Below are 16,675 nucleotides of genomic sequence, written 5' to 3' on the forward strand. Positions count from 1 at the left end.
TAGGTTATCGGATTGTGCGATGTTTGATCTCTCCATGATCTGCTTGAATGCCGCAGAACAGTTGGGTTGAACTCCGCAACGTAGTGACCAAGATCTTCTTTTGCAAGCAAAAAACTCCATCGTGGGAAGACTCATCGTTCATCCTTGACACTGTCGACGAGAATCCGAATCTTTTTGGGAAAATAGTGTCTGAGAAGTCTGCGATAGCCTGGTTGAACCGGTAGGTTTCAACTTTCTCATCGATTCTCAGACGTCCCGATTTCGCAAATTCCCGATACCACTCCATGAGGTTCTGCCGGTCGGCTTTTCGGTTCTTCCGGGAGGCCAAACTGCTGTCAAGGAGGGACTGTCGACTATCGCCCACAAGCAGGCATCGAACCGAGTCCTGACGCAGGAGACGTGCTATGACGTCTAAACCGCTACGGCTGATATCCTGCGCCTCGTCGATGAGGATTTCATCGTAAATGAGGCGGAGACGGTTTTCTACTAGTCCGCCAGCTTTATCGATCAGCCCGGTAGCGAGCTCTTCGAGATTGTCCTTGTAGATCATCCCAGTTTCACTGAAGTAGCGTTGAGGGTCTGTCTTTTTCTTATATCGCAATCTCTTTCGTGCATCACCGGGATCAAACATGAATCCGGTGACTCGTTGCTCAGGAAAGAGCAGTGGAAGATACGGGCGGACGATGTGGTTTGTCAGGAACGTATACCAGCCTGTTACTTCTGGCGCGGGTGCCGAGGGGTCGATGTTTTTCTGGAGGCGTCCTTCGAGTTCATCCTGTCCGGTCAGCGTCAGTGTGATGATTAGTCGCCGGACGTTGGGTTGGCTCTGGCTGCAGTGGTCTATAATGTACTGGGTCTTTCCCGAGCCTGCGCAGGCGTGGACGAATTGGTGCGTCATGACGCTGAGCCGATTCTTTTCCCGAGGACATCCAATACGTCCTGGATGTATGTCGGTGGATTCAGGGTGTGCTCTGATGTGGCGATGGCTAGGGCCGCATCCGTCTTGTTTTTCTGCATCCATGCAGCAAACGGAGGTTCTTTTGCTTTGGGGAACACGAGTTGCAGAGACTCGTTCGTGTTTGCTCTTTCAATCTGGGGCTCTAACGTGTTCCCGAGGTTCGGATCGCCAATGGACAGGATCCTCTGTCCTTCCTGCAGGTAGGATCCTACTTTTTCCTGCCAGTGCTCTGGGGCATGGCCGTCATTGTCGCGGATAGCGAAAAGGGAACGGCCCAGCAGAGTTGCCAGTTCAAAGCATCGTCCGAATGACACACCATTGATGGACATCACGTCTACGCCGCAGTCCAACGGTTCGCGGCCAAACCTGTCGGTGAAAAACCTGGTGAAGACAATCTCATCAGAGGGACCCTCCACGACCACGATCGTGTCAGCCAGGATGAGTCGGAGGGTGTCGAAACCGGAGAGCTTCTGGAAGTAGCGGATCGTGTCTTTGTTCAGCGTGTTGAACCGCGCGGGCGTCCCTTCGCTGAGCAAGGTCACTTGACCAAGTCCGAGTCGGTTGAGGATATAAGAACTATGCGTTGTGATGAACACTTGCCGGTTTTGAGCAGAGCGTTCAATGTAAGAAATGAGCTGCCGCATTCGGGTATGGCTGAGGTGGTTCTCTGGTTCCTCGATGAAAACGAGGCTGCTTGTGTCTGCATTTCGCCCCATAGCGAGGATGGTTTTGGCCACCGCCTGATTTCCCTGCCCAGCCATCGACAACGGAACGTCATCGACATCGGGGATGAGAGTGGCTTCCCACGAGGCCGAGCGAGACTGATCGATCTGCAACCCCACCACTGCTCCTGGAATCGACTGATTCTCTTCGGCGAGTTCCTCGTTGAGGTCGCGCAGAACCTCGCGGCCGAGGGTTGCGCGGAGCTTGCGGTGATCAACAGAGACTCGGCTGCGGTCTTTCGGGTCGAGACGGGTTTCCAAGATTTGTCGCGTGTAGTAGTCAACGCCACGCTCGGAGCGGATTGTTCGACTATCGATCAATGAGATGCCGAGTTCCTTGGGGCGTCGCTGCACCGGGTGTCCACCAAAGCTCAGCCATTCAACCATGTAATACTCGACTGGGAGAACTTCAGGGCAGTCTTCTTGCTGGAAGTAATCATCTAGCTCCTGCGTGTACTCCGGATCAGGATGTGCCCAGATGGACAGACCAACCGAGTCTGCGTTCTCCATATTATTGACGCCTCGGAGTTTTTCCAGCTCACCGCTTTCGACATCCAGGTAGACGTCAATGCGAAACGTTGGTGCATCGCGGTGACTGCGTTCGTTGGGCGGTTTCTCGAAGAAGTCGTGAACCATGGTGTGGTTAAACCAATAAGGGTTCAGGTACTCTTTCGCGCGAACGCCGTTGACTCGCCCTGCTAAGGCTAGCGTGATTGCTTCCAAGAGCGTTGATTTACCCGCCTCATTTCCGCCGACGATAATGTTGGTTCCCGCCTCAGGTTCAAACGTAAAATCCTGGAACCTTCTATATCCTCGAATCTGCACTCTCGTGATTACTGGCGTCATTGCGCCACCACCTGTTTGATCATGGTGACGATGTCGTCGCGTTTGAGTTGCGGGGCGAAGTGGACGGAGATGCTCTCGTCACTAATCGACTCGAAGAAATTCCGAGCGGCCTTGATCCGTAGCTGCTCGGTCTCGCGCAGGTCTGCCTTAGAGTCGACGTCCTTTGTCTCGACGATGAAGTTCAGCGACATTTTTCCATCAGCGGTCTTGAGCACATACATGAAGTCTGGGCTGGTCGTTCCACCGAAATAGACGGGCACCTGGATCGATTTACGCGGGATTTTGCCGTAGACAACGACCTCGTCGAGAACAGAGTCACGGATCGTGGTCTGTTCCTTCGGGGAGTCGTAGACGAACGCGTCGTAGAGGAATTTTTCTGGCACCTCGGAGGTGGTGTCGCGGTAGACACCGACGTTTCCTTGCGCAATAGTCTTCAGCGGTTGACCGTCAGGGTCGGTCAGCGCGGTGGCTCCCAGTGGCCCGTCGATCCGGGTGTAGGAGAACCGTTTGACATATTCGCGCTGCATCCAGCCATGGAACTGTGCAACAAACTCACCCAGTGTGGCCTTGTTGAAGAAATCGCTGGGAAGCTTCTTCTTCGCGTTGCTTCGCACCAAGCCAGCGTGAATCTCGCTGATGGGTAGATAGGTTTGGGTGTAGGCCAGTCTCAGCCACTGTCCATAGGGTATCGACCCGTCAACGGCGTAGGTTTCCTTCGTCGACGAGATGGTCGTCAGCACCCCGTCCTCGCTGGTCGTGAGCAGGTCTTGGGTGAACCTACCGGTTTGTGCCTTGTAGATGCCTTCGTCCAGGATCTCGTCGATGCAGGTACTGATTTCGGCAGGTGTGAGGTCATCGAGTCTGAGGTAGTACTTGGCGTTGACCGCTTCCCACAGTTGCTTGAGTTCGGAGTAGCGATTCTTGCGGATTCCGACTCGGGCTTTCTTTTTGTCGGTGACAACTTTTCCGGGCTTGAGCTTGCCTTCTGCGAATTGCGGATAAAGCTCAAAGAGCGCCTCGGCCTTGCCGTCGATTAGGTTCTTGTCGCTATCGACTAGGCCTTTTGGAGTAGTTCAATGAACAGCTCGGTCTCGTCCTTGCCCAGTTTGGCTGCCACACGCGGCAGCAGTTCCTTAACCGAGGGGGCCTGGCCACCGGTGTCTGCGTTGATTTCGCTCACGAGGCTATTGGCGAATGATTCCTCGGTGTAATCAATGAGGTAGGTCAGCCGGAAGTCCTCATCAGCTAGTCGACTGCCGCTGACATCAACGGGAAGGCGCAGCCCGCGCCCGACCTCTTGGAGTTTCGAGATTTCCGATCCCGACGAGCGTAGTTTCACGATCTGGAAGACGTTGGGGTTATCCCAGCCCTCACGCAGCGTCCACTTCGAGAACACGAATCGCATTGTGTTCGGCGACCCATCCGCCTTCGTGAATGACAGCATCGATTGCTTATCGCGCAGAATCAGGTCCACCTCGGCCTGGATTGCCTCATCGGTGGACGCATTATCAGCAGAAAAGTAACCACCGTTCGTTGCCGACACATCGGCCAGCGAAGCCTTCAAGTATGCGACGTAGTCTTTGGCTATCTGTGAGGTCTTGTCCTCGTGTTCGGCGATGACCTCCTTGAGCTTGGCAGCCAGCTGTTCCTCGAACCGGACGCGTAAGTGGCCTGGACCGTCCTCACCACGGTAGGAGTCGATCGAGTCAATGAAAAACAGTGTCAAGGTTTTCACGCGGGTAGCGCGCCGGAAGTTTTCCCACTCCGTCTCGAAGTGATTATCCAGCGCGCGGGCAATCATTAGTTCTTGATAGGTCTGGGAATACACTCCCGCAACCACGGTGTCGCCCTTACCCAGGATCTGACCATTAGACAGAGTCACCCCAGACTTGATCGTCGGGTTCTCTGTCTTGCCCACAGCCTCGATCGTGATGCCAGCGAACGCTCCATCCGCCTCAGCCAACGAGCCACCCGACCCTACTGTCAAGGTCTTGGAGGTATCGAGGTTGGTAAACGTGGCCTGTTTCGGCTTGCGAGCCGACAAGCTTGTCAACTTCAACCTCGTGGAGTCTTGCCCATCGTCCTCCGGGTACTGCACAGCCACGCCCTTGACGAGCTGTTCGTTGAACGCCTCGCCCGCGCCAAGATTGAACACCAAATTGTTGTAATCGATCTGGCCGGTCTTGTCGTTCTTCGGGAAAGTCGCACCGAACCTGACTACAGCTTGGGGTTGGATCTGGTCAATGATCGTTTGGTAAGCCTTGTTCTCACGGCGGAACCGATGCGGCTCATCAATAATCACCACCGGCCGAGTTGCCGCCAATGCCTCATACGGTTGGCTCGACATACCCAACACTGTTTGGTCATAGATAGCACCCATCGTCGCTGCCGAACGTAACATGCCATCAGTCATCAACAACGCATGCACACGGCCCTTGGTTAGCCGGGGGATGCCGACACGAAATTCGCGACCGCGCTAGGGAAAAACTTCCGTCCCTTTGACCGCTTCTGTGGATCAAGAACATCCAGCTCCAGCTTGATGCTGCCACCATAAGTATCGTCGAAATAGTTACGCGCATACTCGGACGTGATGAATGACCTGGTGCCCAGTTTGATCGCTGTCGACGGCACCACAACGATGAACTTGGTAAACCCATAGAGCCTGTTGAGTTCGTACATCATCTGCGTGTAGACCAGCGTCTTACCCGTGCCGGTCTCCATCTTCACATCAATACCGAGCACGCCATCATCCACCCGGCCCCGCCAGGCACGCGGGATAGCGGATACACCGGCAACCGCGCCGTTCTGCAATTCAGAAATGTTATGAGCCAACTGCGAATCAGCAAGATCGAAGGTCGGATTGGCCTCCATCAACCCGCCTGAATCGAAATCCACGCCATGAAAAACACGGGTAATCGCCGTCAGCGCCCGTTGTTGGTGCTCAAGGGTCTGTAGCCTAATCTGCATCGCCCTACAGCCTCTCAATCACAGACACGGTACGACCAGATTTCAGCACCGAGAGGTTCTTCTTCAACTCGTGCATTACACCAAACGTGACCGAGTACCCAAACACCACAACACGAGAAACCGCAAGATCCCCGTTCTCTAGCTGACGAACAAGCTCCACCACGTCATCACTCGTCAAACCCGGCGGGATGATATAAGCAGAATCTCCGCACACATCCAGCTCGTAGCCAGCCAAGGTAACCTGCTGCGCGCCAGTGACCAGACCGTGTCCGTCTTCAACAAGCCACGTCGCCAACACCGTGTCATGCCCAGGAGTACCGTTCAGGTCGAACTTTGAGACATAATCCCCAGCTAGCAAGGTACCGTCCTGTTTCGGATCAAACGTCAGCAGATCATCAAGAACCTGTCCAGACGGCTCGTTCAGCCTGTAAAGCTTGAAGCCGTAATCGATATCCGCGCCAGTCTCTTCCTTGATCTTTGCAGATGCACGCCTGATTCGTTCACGACCGATTTCATCGATGGTACGGTAACCGGCTTTGTAGGCCGCCTTGGCGGTCTTGGAACCGGATTCACCATCGATCACTTCTGGCAGCTGCACCATGATGAACTGTCGATCGAGGCCGGTTTCAGCACTTAAACGCCAGGATGCTTCGGCTGTAGTGCCAGAGCCTGAAAAGAAGTCAACAATGAGACCACCTTGCGGGGTTCCAAGCTGAAGTACTTCCTTCAGAAGAGGGGTCGGCTTCGGATAGCTTGCCGATTCAGAGGAGAGCAGTTCTTTTACTTCCTGAGTGCCGACCTGCTGATTAAATTCTCTACTTTCCCAAATGGTAAATGCCTTTTTGGTGCGTTCGGCCAGGCCGTCCTTCTTTAAGTAGTCCTTGACGGCAATGTCATATTCACTGCGCCGTTTAACAAAGGTTGGAACAAGCCGGTCAAGTTCCTCGCGGCATCTATTGATTCCCCACATCCAGCGTCCATCACGCCCATCAGACTTACGAGGGAGCACTTCCGCCCAGTTTGTCACAGGGGCAAGTGATACAGTCTCATTTTCTGGGTCGACGTAGATTGGAAAGTACATATCTGGGCGGTCTTCCCGTAATGATTCCACTCCACGCTGCCTAAGCCCTAAAAGACGATACTTACCCCGATCATCTTCATATTTGTAGTCTGCTCGGTCTTTCTCGGTTAATCCCCGCCCACCAATGCCTGCCGCAGCAGCTGAAATCGAGTACACCAAAAGATAGTCATGGACCGGCGCAATTGAAGTATTCGACTGTCTCCCGCGAGGATTATTCCTTACCGTTATAGAAGCGACGAACCCTTGTTCACCGAAAACCTCATCACACAGCATGCGAAGGTTTGCTTGCTCGTTGTCATCGATGCTAATGAAGATGACGCCGTCATCGGCTAGCAGCTCCTTCGCGAGTTGCAGGCGGGGGTACATGAAGGTGAGCCAGGCAGAGTGTGACGACTTGCCACGTAAGTCAAGGACTCGCTCGGCTTCATCTTCAGTAAGTCCGACCTTTTCAACGAGTTGGGGGATAGTGAAGCCGAAGTCGTCGTTGTAGACGAATCCGTCAGAGCCCGTGTTGTAGGGCGGGTCGATGTAGATGCACTTGACTTTGCCTGCATAGGAGCCGAGCAGATGTTTGAGGGCGTCGAGGTTGTCGCCGACTATGTAGATGTTCTCGGAATCCTTGTTTTCCGGTTGGCTGTTGTGGTCGAGGTCTGGCACAACCACTGTTTCGGTTTTCGTGGACGTGAGGTACTTCGCGTAGGACTTGCCGAGGAATTTCAGCTCGTATCCCTCGCGGGTGAGATCGACGTCTCCGTCTTGGAGTGCCTGTTGGAGTCGGTCAATCATGAAGTTGCCGTCGCCGTCGAAATACTCGGGCAGGGCGGCGCGGAGCCGTTCTATTTCGAAGTCGTTGGGCTTAACGGCTTCGTTGTGCTCGCTGATGTTTCTGATCATTTCTTTGGCTCCTTGGTGGCTTCGCAGATGTCATTGATGTCTGCCGTTAATGCCGTACATATTCGGGCAAGAACCTCTGTGGTGACGTTGCCGTCTTTACCCATCTTGGCGATGGTCGCAGCTGATAAGCCGGTTGCGATGCGTAGGTCTTCTTTGGTCATTTCTCGGTCGATAAGGAGTTTCCACAGAGGTTTGAACGTGATGGTCACTTTGCTTCTGCTCCTTCGCTGGGCTGTGGGTCGTGGTGGTCGGTGGTTTCGGTGTTCCAGGTGAAGCCGTAGAGGGCCTCGGCGCCTTCGCCGAGATGGATGACTTGGGCTGGGGCGACGCGTTTTTCGGCCTTGGTGCCGTAGGCCTTGGTGGCGTCGAAGGAGAAGAACACTTGCTTCGGCTCGCCCGCTCTGCTGGTGACGTTTGCGGTGTTGGCGTAGACGGCAAGGAGTTCCGCGACGGGAGCGAACGCAATCAGTTTGATGATAGCTGAGTCGTGGATGAGGAACGGCAATGGTGTGGAGCGCAAGACGGCGATGTCGAGAGCGACGAGGTGATTGAATTTCGCGCCGGAGCCGGTGTCGCCGTTGTGGTCGAAGGTGTAGGAGACGCCTTTGGTGACGGCTTTGAAGGTGAAGATCTGGGCCTTCCGCGGTTCGCTCGGATACAAGGCGTCCATCACGTCTCGCATCTCGGCGTTGATCTGCGTGGTGAGTTCACCGAGCGTAGCGGGAATGCTTTCCTCGATCTCCTTCTTGAGGGCTTTGCGTTCTTCTTTGATCTTCTGGTTGTGGTCGAAGGTGCGGATCTGCTCGTCAAGCTGGGTGATCTTCGTGTGCAGTTCGAGGAAGCGTTGGTAGGTTTCGTCATCGAGCTGCGCGGATTCGCCGAGCGAGACGATCCTTGCTTGCTGTGCCCGGATTTCCTGCTTCAGGGCCTCGACCTGGGTGGTGTAAAGGCGGCGTTGTTCGGTGAGCTGTTCTTCAAGAATGCCGGTGAGAGCATGGTGGTAGTACTCGACGGTTTCCAGGTGCTCGCGGTTTGCATGGGGGAAGTAGGTGTAGAACTCTTCGAGGTCATCGGTGGTGATGCGAGTGTGACCGGCGAGGGTGGCTTCCACGATCGCCAGTTTCCCTGTCAACTGGTCGAGTTGCTCAGTCAGGGGTCGCAGCTGGCTTCGAAGGAGCTGTTGTTCTTGGCGGGCCTTGCGGTCGGCATCGAACAGGTCAAGATCGGCCTGTCGATGGACACGCGTTGCCTCAGCCTTCGCTTGCTTCAGCGAGCTCACGCTCTGCCCGGTCACGGTCGGTCTTTTTGGTGAGTTTGATGTAGTTCGATCGAGTACTGGCCCTTCGCCATCGCATCTAGCGCATCGACCTCGCTGCGCACTTTCGCGTAGCGGTCCTGGATTTCCTCGATCTCCGCATACGCACCAAACAACCGTAGTAGCGCGGCCGCGCCGCTGGTGTCGCTCTCGCGTGGGGCTGCGGCGAGGGGCTTGTCGAGCATCGCAATCCCGGATTCATCCACGCGGGAGAATCGGCCCACCAGGTCACGCCACGATGTGCCCGCCTCGTCGAGTCCGTAGGAGGTGAGCAGGAAACCCATGTACTCATCGATCGACATCTCGTCGCCGGGGATGGTCCAGCAGGGGTCTTGGTAGGTGGCGACGAATCCAGGACGTGAGGTGTCGCGGGAGAAGTGGCGGTCAGTGCCGTGGATGCGCAGCGTGAAATAGATGACGTGGTGTCGTGCCGCCGTGGCCATCGTGACCGCATCCGAGCTCAAGAAATCACGGCCACAGTAGACGAAGTCGATGATCTGCAGAACGGTGGACTTGCCGATCGAGTTTTGCGCCCCGTCGGCGCCTTCGATGATGTTCAGCCCGGCATGGAACTCAATCACCGGCCGTTTCTCACCGTGGTGTTTGAAAGCTGGGGACCAGAGTCTAGTGAGCACGAGCAATCACCCCTTGGTCGGTATCGAGGCCGAAGGTGCCGAGCGTGAGCAGCAGCGTGAGGGCGTCGATCATGTCCTCGGTCGCCAACTGCCCCTCGAGGCGGTCGTGAAGATCGGCGACGCTCATGGGCGCAGTATCGAGGCTGCGCATGATGGTGACGAAGTCAGCGAGGACGGTTTCGTTGAAGCGGTAGAGCTTGTTCGGGAGCCGGGTCATGCGCTCACCGCCACGGTCCTTGGTGTGAACAGGTCACCGATCTGGATCATGAACGCCACGACAACCCCGGACGCGTACCGGTCAACCTCGGTGTGCTCGTGGATCCATGCGGTCAGGCGCTGCCAGATGTCGTACTGGCTCATGCCGCTGTCATCCAAGACGTCCCACGCAGATTGAATCTGGCGGCGCATCTTAGAAAACTTGAAGTCCCCTTGAGCTTCAAGAGCCATGGCGGAGTTGCGGACGACGGGCTCGTAGGTGGCCATCGCGTCGAAACACAGGCGCAGGAGCGCCATGTCGTCGATCTTCTCTTTCAGCTTCACGACGCTGTAGTTGGTGTCGCGGACTACCTCTTCGAAGGGCAGCTGGTTGATGACAGCGAGCAGTTGGCTGATCTTGCGGTCCAGCCCGAGCGGAGCAAGGCCTTCGTCAACGTTCTCTGCTGCGGTGAGTGCTCGGTTATGGGCTCTCAGCTGAGCGAGATCGGCCTCAATGTGGGCAAGGTTGAAACGCTCCGCACACGGCTTGCACAGGACTGCGAAGTCGTCCGGGCCGAACGGCTCGGTGGCGTCGTCGAGAAAGACGATGTCGTAGGAGGCCTGTGAGGAATCGTGAGACCGGGTCCGAAGAGGCGTGTCACAGGTGGCGCAGCCACGTGAGCGCGTCAGAAGCAAGTCACGATTCTTGGTGAGCGCCGCATGGGTTTGCGTACGCCTAAGCACTGCGGCGGTCTTGTCGGGCAGTCCGGCTTTCTCGTGGAGGATGCCGACGAGCAGCTCGGCGACGTCGTACGCGAAGTTCTCCAGATCCACGTGCTCGCCGTGGGCGGCGATGTTCTGGGCGATGAGTTCCTGGGAGGCTAGATCCAACCCGTGAAGGCGCTCAACGAAGGCGTCGATGTCGAGGCGAGAACAGATCGCATTGGCGAGCTTCTTGGTGAAACCCGAAGGCCTGGATGCCATCGATTCGAGGACTGAGTCTGATGCCAGTGTCGATGGGTCTCGGTTGGTGCCCCACTCGTCTTCGGTGACAGTGGTGAACACAAAGATCAGCTCACGCATTCGCTCAGCACGCGCGAGGCCACCGGGCAGGGCTGGGGCGAGGCATGCAGCCAGCTCGTGGAACTTCACTCGCCCTCCTCGTCTCTGCGGATCTCACGGTTCCTCACGGATTCGCCTCACGCTTTCTCACGGCCTGGCGAACCCCGATTTCTAGGGTTTTAACCAGATACCACGACCAGTCGCGGCCACCACGAACGTGAAGACGTTCTTCACATCTTACCGTGAGCCGCCGACAAGTTGCGGCTCAACACGAGCGTGTAGAGCACACGACTGGCCAGGTGTCTCGATCGGGAAGCGTACGGCCTGGTCGTCAACAGAAAACAGGTTCATACGGAGACTCGCTAAGCGCTTGGCGGATACCTGCGACTACCCCTGGCAACCGGGGTTGGTCGCAGGGTCCGCCTTTCTGTGCTTAGCAACTCGTCTTCGAACTTGACGCGCACACGCGGGTCTCCCTTCTCACGAAGGGAAAACCCTGATGGCTACCGAGCCGAGAACTATCAAGATCCAGCTCAAGCATGAGCACACCGAGGGGATCAGCGAACGCTATCCCACCACCAGCGTCACCTATCTCATAACGGCCAGCGAAGCGCAGATCATGGTTGAATGCGACCTACACCTGCGCCGCCAGGAAGTGGCAGATCCAGAACAGGCAGAGCGTCGCAGCCTTCACGAGATCTGTGACGAGCTGGGTAAGCACGATTACAACAACGCGAAGCAGCACCTTCGTAACACCACCTATCGGTCCGTGTCGGCAAAGGATGATGATGACGAGATACCCGTCATTGACGCTGTTGCCTCTAGTGCGGAGGATCCGCGATCCCGGGGGTATGGACGGGACGGCGAGGCGAGTATGCGCAGCTTAGACCAGATGAGGCATGGGTCACTCAGCTTGAGGTGCGTGAGGCCTTGGCGAGTCTCGATCCGAAGGATCGCCTGGTGGTGGTTGGCATCCATATGCACGGCTATACCCAATCCCAGATCGCTCGCGTTTTGGGCATATCTCAACCAGCGGTGGCGAAGAGGCTGAAGAAGGACGAAGCACGCCTGCGCGAGCTTCTGTCCTAGATTGGTTATAAATCCGCTCTGCCCGAAGCCCTTCCTATGCAAGGCCACCCCAGCCAGTTCCGGTTCCTGGTCTTGCATAGGAAGGGAGGTCCGCTGATGCGGCACCAATTGAATCTCGACCTGGCGGCCCGTGAAAAGGTCGTGGGTCTGCGCCGGGTCACCCTGCGTGAACGCCTTGTCCGACTTATTCTCGGTGAGCCTAAGGAGTTCACTGTGGTCGTCCCCGGCGACAGCGTCGACCAGGTCACCATCACTCGGCACGGTGATGAAGAAGCCGATCTCATGGCGCTGGCCGCTGCCGTCGGTGCCACCCGGAATGGTGGTGATGCCGCGTGAACGTCACCGAAGCTAACCGCTACATCCAGGCGCTGAACCGGATCGCGGAGGGGGTCACGATGCTGGCCTCTGCGATCGAAGAGGCCGCGTGGGAATCGTTCGAGGATCACCCCGGTATGTCGGAGGCTCGCCCAATCGCCGCAGCCCAGCTCGCCCAGCCTGTGCTGGAAGCTGCAGCTGAGGAGTACGAAGCCGCCCACCAGCCGCCAGCCCCGGCACCGACACCGGCTCCTGCTCCGGAGGTTGTGCGGGTGTCGTTGGAGCAGGTCCGCACGGTTCTGGCGCGCCTGTCGCAGGCAGGCCATACCGCGCAGGTACGTGAGCTGATCCAGGCCGCTGGCGCGAACAAGCTCTCCGAGGTTGATCCGGCCAAGTTCGGGCGTCTGCTGGAGCAAGCGGAGGCGATTGCTGATGCCTGACCAGCACGCACTGCTGAGCGCCTCGGGCGCGCACCGGTGGTTGGCCTACCCGCCATCAGCAACGCTGGAGGCTGGGCTGCCGGAGTCCTCCTCGTCCGCTGCCGAACAAGGAACCGCTGCTCACGAGTTCGCAGAGTGGAAGCTACGCCGCGCCCTACATGATGCTCCGACCGCGAAGCCGGTCTCTAGCTGGCATGACGCGGAGACGGAGGCCCTGACCGATGACTACGTGGCGTTTGTTCAGGAGCTGTTGCGTGATGTGCGGCAGGTGTGTGCTGATCCGCAGGTGCTCATCGAGCAGCGCTTGGACTTCTCGCATGTGGTGCCGGGTGGGTTCGGGACTGGGGACTGCGTCATCATCGCTGAACCCCTCCTGCACATCATCGACCTGAAATACGGCCAGAGTGTCATGGTCGAAGCTGAGCAGAATCCGCAGCTCATGTTGTATGCCCTGAGTGCGCTGAACGCGTTCGGGTCGTTGCATGACATCGACCAGGTGGCGGTCACGATCTTCCAACCCAGTCGCTCGAACATCTCCACTTGTACCATATCGGTCACCGACTTGGAGGCGTGGGCGGAAAAGGTGGTGAAACCTCGTGCCGAAGCGAACCTCGTGCTTGCCAAGCATGAATTCGCGCCGCCCGCCGAACTCGGCGATGCCGAGATCGCACAGGTGCTGTACCGGCTACCGAGTCTCAGTGCATGGGCGACTGATGCGGAAGCACACGCGCTGTCGCTGGCGGTGAACCAGGGTAAAACCTGGCCTGGGTTCAAGCTCGTCGAAGGTCGTTCGATCCGCAAATACGCCGACGAGTCCGCTGTTGCCGAGATGGCCGGAACTGGCGGTATCACTGACATCTACGACTACGACCACAAGCTCAAGACGATCACCACGCTGGAGAAGCAAGCAGGTAAGAAGCGCTTCACCGAACTCCTCGGGGATCTCGTGGTCGAACCTGCTGGTAACTCACGCTCGCCTCCGACTACGACAAGAGGCCCGTATTGAAGATTCAGTCGACCGCTAACGAATTCACTGCAATCAAGTAACTAAGAAGAAAGGTAAGACACGTATGTCTACATCGAATCCGACCCATGTGGTCACCGGCGAAGTTCGCCTGTTCTACGCCAACATTTTCGAGGCTAACTCCATCCAAGGAAGCAAGCCCAAGTACTCGGTTAGCTTGATCATCCCCAAGGGTGACACCGAGATGCTGGCCAAGATCGAGCGCGCGATTGATGCGACGATCGAGGTTGGGATTGGGAAGTTCGGTGGCAATCGTCCCAACAAGGCTGCCCTGAAGCTGCCCCTGCGCGACGACGAAGCCTACGCAGGCGCAATGTTCGTTAACGCCGACAGTAAGACCCCGCCACAGGTGGTGGATGCGGCCATGCAGGCGATCGTGGATCCGACCGGGGGCGACTTCGGAGGCTTCACCACTACGTCGGACGACTTCCTGAACTAGAAGAACGGAGAATCATTATGAACGAGTGTTATACAGCGGCACTGTCTGCAAACACCATCACAGTCGTGACCATGTTCGTGGGCGCTGTCGCCGGTTTGGTCCTTATGGAGGTCGCCTCTTTGATTTCCGAGCGGTGGAAGATCCGTCGCAATCGCAAGCGCATCGACAAGCTCATGGCTGACACCGAGGCCGAGCTCGAGAAGTATCGCGCTGACCGAGAGCACTAACCCCTCACCCGTGCTGGGAGGAAACCATGCCCGCTTCTGGGTTGTGGCATCCTCCCAGCACCCTTGTTCTTAGGAGCTATAGCGCATGCGTGAACTCTTCATTGGAATCGAGACTTTTTATCGGTGACCCTAGCCAAGGCTGGGATCTATCCCTACGCCGACCACGGCGACTTCGAACTTCTCCTGTTCGGTTACTTGATCGATGCTAGCCCGGTTGAAGTCATCGATCTTGTCTCCGGTGAGCAGCTACCCAGCGAGGTGCTGGTCTCGCTGGTTGGCCCTGCTGACGAGTTTGCAGCGCACCGAATACGGCTACCGCCCTTGGTCTATATCTGCTCCCCATACTCCGGGGACGTGGAGATAAACGTGCAGTTAGCCCATGACTTCTGTGCGCGTGCGGTGATCAGGGGGGGCAAAAATCCGCTTGCTCCGCATTTGCACTACCCGCAATTCATGGACGACATCTGCTCCAGATGATCGTGAGCTAGCGATGTTCTTCAACCGCATCCTGCTGCCCAAATGAGAAGCGATCTGGGTCTACACGGCCGCGTGTCGTCGGGGATACACGTCAAGATTGGCGATCAGCAGAATAACGCCCATTACTCGAACCAACACGACGTGGCCACTGCGGCGGATCTTGAAGCTGTCGCTAGGCTCGACCGTGGGGAGATTGCACAAGAACACTTTGAGACTGCGCTTGAACAGCGTCACCAGTCCCACAGCGTAAAGGAGCATAAGGTCGCTACCTAATGGGTAGCAACCTGCACGTACACTGGGCACCAAAATTGCGCCACTTGTGGACTAAAGCATCATCTAGAAGTACTCCGAAACACGACAACCCCTGCTTACACCGTGACGGTGAAACAAGGGTTGCGCTGCTAACTAGGGTTTTGTAAACGGAAGCTGGCTAGTTCCGCAAAACTCCATTAAAAATCAGCAGTCAAAGTACATCTCAAACTCCTGCGGCGTCGGGCGCAGGCGAGTAGGAGTGATTTCTTCGTCGTACTTGAGCTTGATGTATGTGTCGATGAGATCCTCGGTGAACACATCGCAGTCGGTCAGGAACTCGTTGTCCTCTTCCAGAGCCTTGAGCGACTCCACCAGTGAGGTGGGAGCCTGTGGGATGCTTGTTGCTTCCTCTGGGGGTAGCTCGTAGAGGTCCTTATCCACCGGCGCGTGCGGTTCGATGCGGTTCTTGATGCCATCAAGGCCGGCGAGCATCATTGCAGCAAAGCCAAAGTAGGGGTTGCCTGAAGGGTCTGGTGCGCGGAACTCAATGCGCTTGGCCTTGGGGTTGGAGCCCGTAATAGGAATACGGATTGCCGCAGAGCGGTTGCGCTGCGAGTAAACCAGGTTGATGGGGGCCTCGAATCCCGGAACCAGTCGGTGGTAGGAGTTGAGCGTGGGGTTGGTAAACGCCAAGACCGCGCCAGCGTGGTGCAGGATGCCGCCGATGTAGTAGCGGGCCATGTCGGAAAGCCCGGCGTAGCCGGATTCATCGTGGAAGAGAGGCTTGCCGTCTTTCCAGAGAGACTGATGGGCATGCATGCCGGACCCGTTATCGCCTGCGATGGGCTTGGGCATAAAGGTGGCAGCGCGGCCATTTTGGGCGGCAGTGTTCTTGATGATGTATTTGAAGGTCTGTAGATCGTCGGCAGCATGCAGCAGCGTGTTAAAGCGATAGTTGATCTCTTGCTGCCCACCGGTGCCTACCTCGTGGTGAAAACGCTCGATATGGAAGCCGGCGTTGATGAGGTTACGCGTCATCTCGTCGCGAATGTCTACGGTTTGATCGTGGGGAGCGACGGGGAAGTATCCGCCTTTGACCCGGTTCTTGCCGCCAAGGTTGCGGGTGCCGTCGAGGTTGTATTCTTTGCCTCGGTTCCACCAGCCCTCGTCGGAGTCGACTTCATAGAAACCAGCGTTGATGTCTGTGGAGTAGCGGACGGAATCGAAGAGGTAGAACTCGGCTTCTGCGCCAAAATTACAGGTGTCGGCGATGCCCGTGGAGGTGAGATACTCTTCTGCCTTGCGTGCCACGTTGCGCGGATCTCGGGAGAATGCCTCGCGGGTAAAAGGATCGTGGACAAAGAACTTAATGTTTAAGGTCTTTGCTTTGCGGAACGGGTCCAAGGTTGCGGTTGCAAGGTCCGGTAGCAGATTCATGTCGGACTCATCGATGGTGGTAAAACCGCGGATTGAAGAGCCATCAAAAGCTAGGCCCTCTTCGATAGCATCCTCATCCAACATTCCTGCAGGAATGGAGAAGTGCTGTTCGATGCCCGGGACGTCGGTGAAGCGAACATCGACGAACTCAACATTTTCGTCTTTGATAAACTTGATAACGTCTTCGGATGTACTGAAGGCCACGTTGACTCCTTGGAGAACATTGTTGTGTTTTCTTTGCACTGTTAGCCTTAATGTCGGAGCTAAACAGTGCAAGTTGTGGGGTACGGCACTATAAAA

Annotated in this window: 21 protein-coding genes; 9 read left to right on the forward strand and 12 right to left on the reverse strand. The window is 56.6% G+C overall.

The genetic code is table 11. The annotated features are described in order from the left end of the window. Positions 1-4: 4 nt before the first annotated feature. The 3 genes from CpATCC19410_RS05860 to CpATCC19410_RS10990 are packed head-to-tail and all read right to left on the reverse strand — an operon-like array spanning position 5 to position 3,140. Positions 5-898 (reverse strand): UvrD-helicase domain-containing protein, encoded by an 894-nt coding sequence (locus tag CpATCC19410_RS05860; protein WP_014300832.1) that lies wholly within the window; start codon positions 896-898, stop codon positions 5-7. Then, complete coding sequence (locus CpATCC19410_RS05865) at positions 895-2,526, reverse strand: ATP-dependent nuclease (protein WP_013242321.1); 1,632 nt, start codon at positions 2,524-2,526, stop codon at positions 895-897. The genes CpATCC19410_RS05860 and CpATCC19410_RS05865 overlap by 4 nt, the downstream gene beginning before the upstream one ends. Further along, a complete protein-coding gene (locus CpATCC19410_RS10990; RefSeq protein WP_223201515.1) occupies positions 2,523-3,140 on the reverse strand; it encodes a restriction endonuclease in 618 nt (205 codons plus the stop codon). The genes CpATCC19410_RS05865 and CpATCC19410_RS10990 overlap by 4 nt, the downstream gene beginning before the upstream one ends. A gap of 36 nt (positions 3,141-3,176) precedes the next feature. On the opposite strand from CpATCC19410_RS10990, the gene CpATCC19410_RS10995 reads away from it, so the two are divergent. Then, on the forward strand, positions 3,177-3,563 hold the full coding sequence (locus CpATCC19410_RS10995; RefSeq protein ID WP_223201514.1) for a hypothetical protein: 387 nt from the start codon (positions 3,177-3,179) through the stop codon (positions 3,561-3,563). A gap of 17 nt (positions 3,564-3,580) precedes the next feature. Here CpATCC19410_RS10995 and CpATCC19410_RS11000 read toward each other — a convergent pair whose 3' ends face one another. From CpATCC19410_RS11000 to CpATCC19410_RS05895, 8 genes are read right to left on the reverse strand one after another with little or no spacing between them, the layout of a single operon-like run. After that, entirely contained in the window at positions 3,581-4,939 is a 1,359-nt protein-coding gene (locus CpATCC19410_RS11000; protein ID WP_230455508.1) for a type III restriction-modification system endonuclease, read from the reverse strand. Between the two features lie 26 nt (positions 4,940-4,965). Beyond that, positions 4,966-5,493, reverse strand: coding sequence for a DEAD/DEAH box helicase family protein (locus CpATCC19410_RS11005; RefSeq protein ID WP_013242318.1), 528 nt, complete (start codon positions 5,491-5,493; stop codon positions 4,966-4,968). 4 nt (positions 5,494-5,497) lie between these two features. Next, entirely contained in the window at positions 5,498-7,468 is a 1,971-nt protein-coding gene (locus CpATCC19410_RS05875; protein ID WP_014401289.1) for a site-specific DNA-methyltransferase, read from the reverse strand. Beyond that, positions 7,465-7,677, reverse strand: coding sequence for a helix-turn-helix domain-containing protein (locus tag CpATCC19410_RS05880; protein WP_014401288.1), 213 nt, complete (start codon positions 7,675-7,677; stop codon positions 7,465-7,467). The genes CpATCC19410_RS05875 and CpATCC19410_RS05880 overlap by 4 nt, the downstream gene beginning before the upstream one ends. Beyond that, a complete protein-coding gene (locus CpATCC19410_RS11010) occupies positions 7,674-8,762 on the reverse strand; it encodes a DUF2326 domain-containing protein (protein ID WP_014300831.1) in 1,089 nt (362 codons plus the stop codon). Before CpATCC19410_RS11010 ends, CpATCC19410_RS05880 begins: the two co-directional genes overlap by 4 nt. After that, on the reverse strand, positions 8,759-9,364 hold the full coding sequence (locus tag CpATCC19410_RS11015) for a hypothetical protein (protein WP_014300830.1): 606 nt from the start codon (positions 9,362-9,364) through the stop codon (positions 8,759-8,761). The genes CpATCC19410_RS11010 and CpATCC19410_RS11015 overlap by 4 nt, the downstream gene beginning before the upstream one ends. Before the next feature lie 43 nt (positions 9,365-9,407). After that, positions 9,408-9,635, reverse strand: coding sequence for an ABC-three component system middle component 7 (locus tag CpATCC19410_RS05890; protein WP_013242313.1), 228 nt, complete (start codon positions 9,633-9,635; stop codon positions 9,408-9,410). Beyond that, positions 9,632-10,765 carry an ABC-three component system protein gene (locus CpATCC19410_RS05895; protein ID WP_014522443.1) on the reverse strand — a complete coding sequence of 378 codons (1,134 nt, stop codon included), beginning with the start codon at positions 10,763-10,765 and terminating at the stop codon, positions 9,632-9,634. The genes CpATCC19410_RS05890 and CpATCC19410_RS05895 overlap by 4 nt, the downstream gene beginning before the upstream one ends. Before the next feature lie 873 nt (positions 10,766-11,638). On the opposite strand from CpATCC19410_RS05895, the gene CpATCC19410_RS11020 reads away from it, so the two are divergent. The 8 genes from CpATCC19410_RS11020 to CpATCC19410_RS10860 all read left to right on the forward strand — a co-directional run bounded on the left by CpATCC19410_RS11020 (position 11,639) and on the right by CpATCC19410_RS10860 (position 14,959). After that, positions 11,639-11,764 carry a winged helix-turn-helix transcriptional regulator gene (locus CpATCC19410_RS11020; protein WP_230455526.1) on the forward strand — a complete coding sequence of 42 codons (126 nt, stop codon included), beginning with the start codon at positions 11,639-11,641 and terminating at the stop codon, positions 11,762-11,764. A 72-nt stretch (positions 11,765-11,836) separates the two neighbouring features. Next, positions 11,837-12,100 carry a hypothetical protein gene (locus CpATCC19410_RS05905; RefSeq protein WP_223201509.1) on the forward strand — a complete coding sequence of 88 codons (264 nt, stop codon included), beginning with the start codon at positions 11,837-11,839 and terminating at the stop codon, positions 12,098-12,100. Further along, positions 12,097-12,519, forward strand: a complete 423-nt coding sequence (locus CpATCC19410_RS05910) for a hypothetical protein (RefSeq protein WP_013242309.1) — start codon at positions 12,097-12,099, stop codon at positions 12,517-12,519. Before CpATCC19410_RS05905 ends, CpATCC19410_RS05910 begins: the two co-directional genes overlap by 4 nt. After that, a complete protein-coding gene (locus CpATCC19410_RS05915; protein ID WP_014522442.1) occupies positions 12,512-13,525 on the forward strand; it encodes a DUF2800 domain-containing protein in 1,014 nt (337 codons plus the stop codon). Before CpATCC19410_RS05910 ends, CpATCC19410_RS05915 begins: the two co-directional genes overlap by 8 nt. A gap of 64 nt (positions 13,526-13,589) precedes the next feature. After that, complete coding sequence (locus tag CpATCC19410_RS05920; RefSeq protein WP_013242306.1) at positions 13,590-13,982, forward strand: ssDNA-binding protein; 393 nt, start codon at positions 13,590-13,592, stop codon at positions 13,980-13,982. 17 nt (positions 13,983-13,999) lie between these two features. After that, entirely contained in the window at positions 14,000-14,209 is a 210-nt protein-coding gene (locus CpATCC19410_RS05925) for a LapA family protein (protein WP_013242305.1), read from the forward strand. 123 nt (positions 14,210-14,332) lie between these two features. Continuing rightward, positions 14,333-14,686, forward strand: a complete 354-nt coding sequence (locus CpATCC19410_RS10875) for a DUF7768 domain-containing protein (protein WP_013242304.1) — start codon at positions 14,333-14,335, stop codon at positions 14,684-14,686. A gap of 42 nt (positions 14,687-14,728) precedes the next feature. Beyond that, positions 14,729-14,959 (forward strand): hypothetical protein, encoded by a 231-nt coding sequence (locus CpATCC19410_RS10860; RefSeq protein ID WP_041477852.1) that lies wholly within the window; start codon positions 14,729-14,731, stop codon positions 14,957-14,959. A gap of 183 nt (positions 14,960-15,142) precedes the next feature. Here the strand turns inward: CpATCC19410_RS10860 and glnA are convergent, their stop codons facing one another. Continuing rightward, positions 15,143-16,579 carry a type I glutamate--ammonia ligase gene (gene glnA, locus CpATCC19410_RS05940; RefSeq protein WP_013242302.1) on the reverse strand — a complete coding sequence of 479 codons (1,437 nt, stop codon included), beginning with the start codon at positions 16,577-16,579 and terminating at the stop codon, positions 15,143-15,145. Between the last annotated feature and the right edge of the window lie 96 nt (positions 16,580-16,675).

Origin of the sequence: Corynebacterium pseudotuberculosis, assembly GCF_002155265.1 — a bacterium.
Classification (GTDB): domain Bacteria; phylum Actinomycetota; class Actinomycetes; order Mycobacteriales; family Mycobacteriaceae; genus Corynebacterium; species Corynebacterium pseudotuberculosis.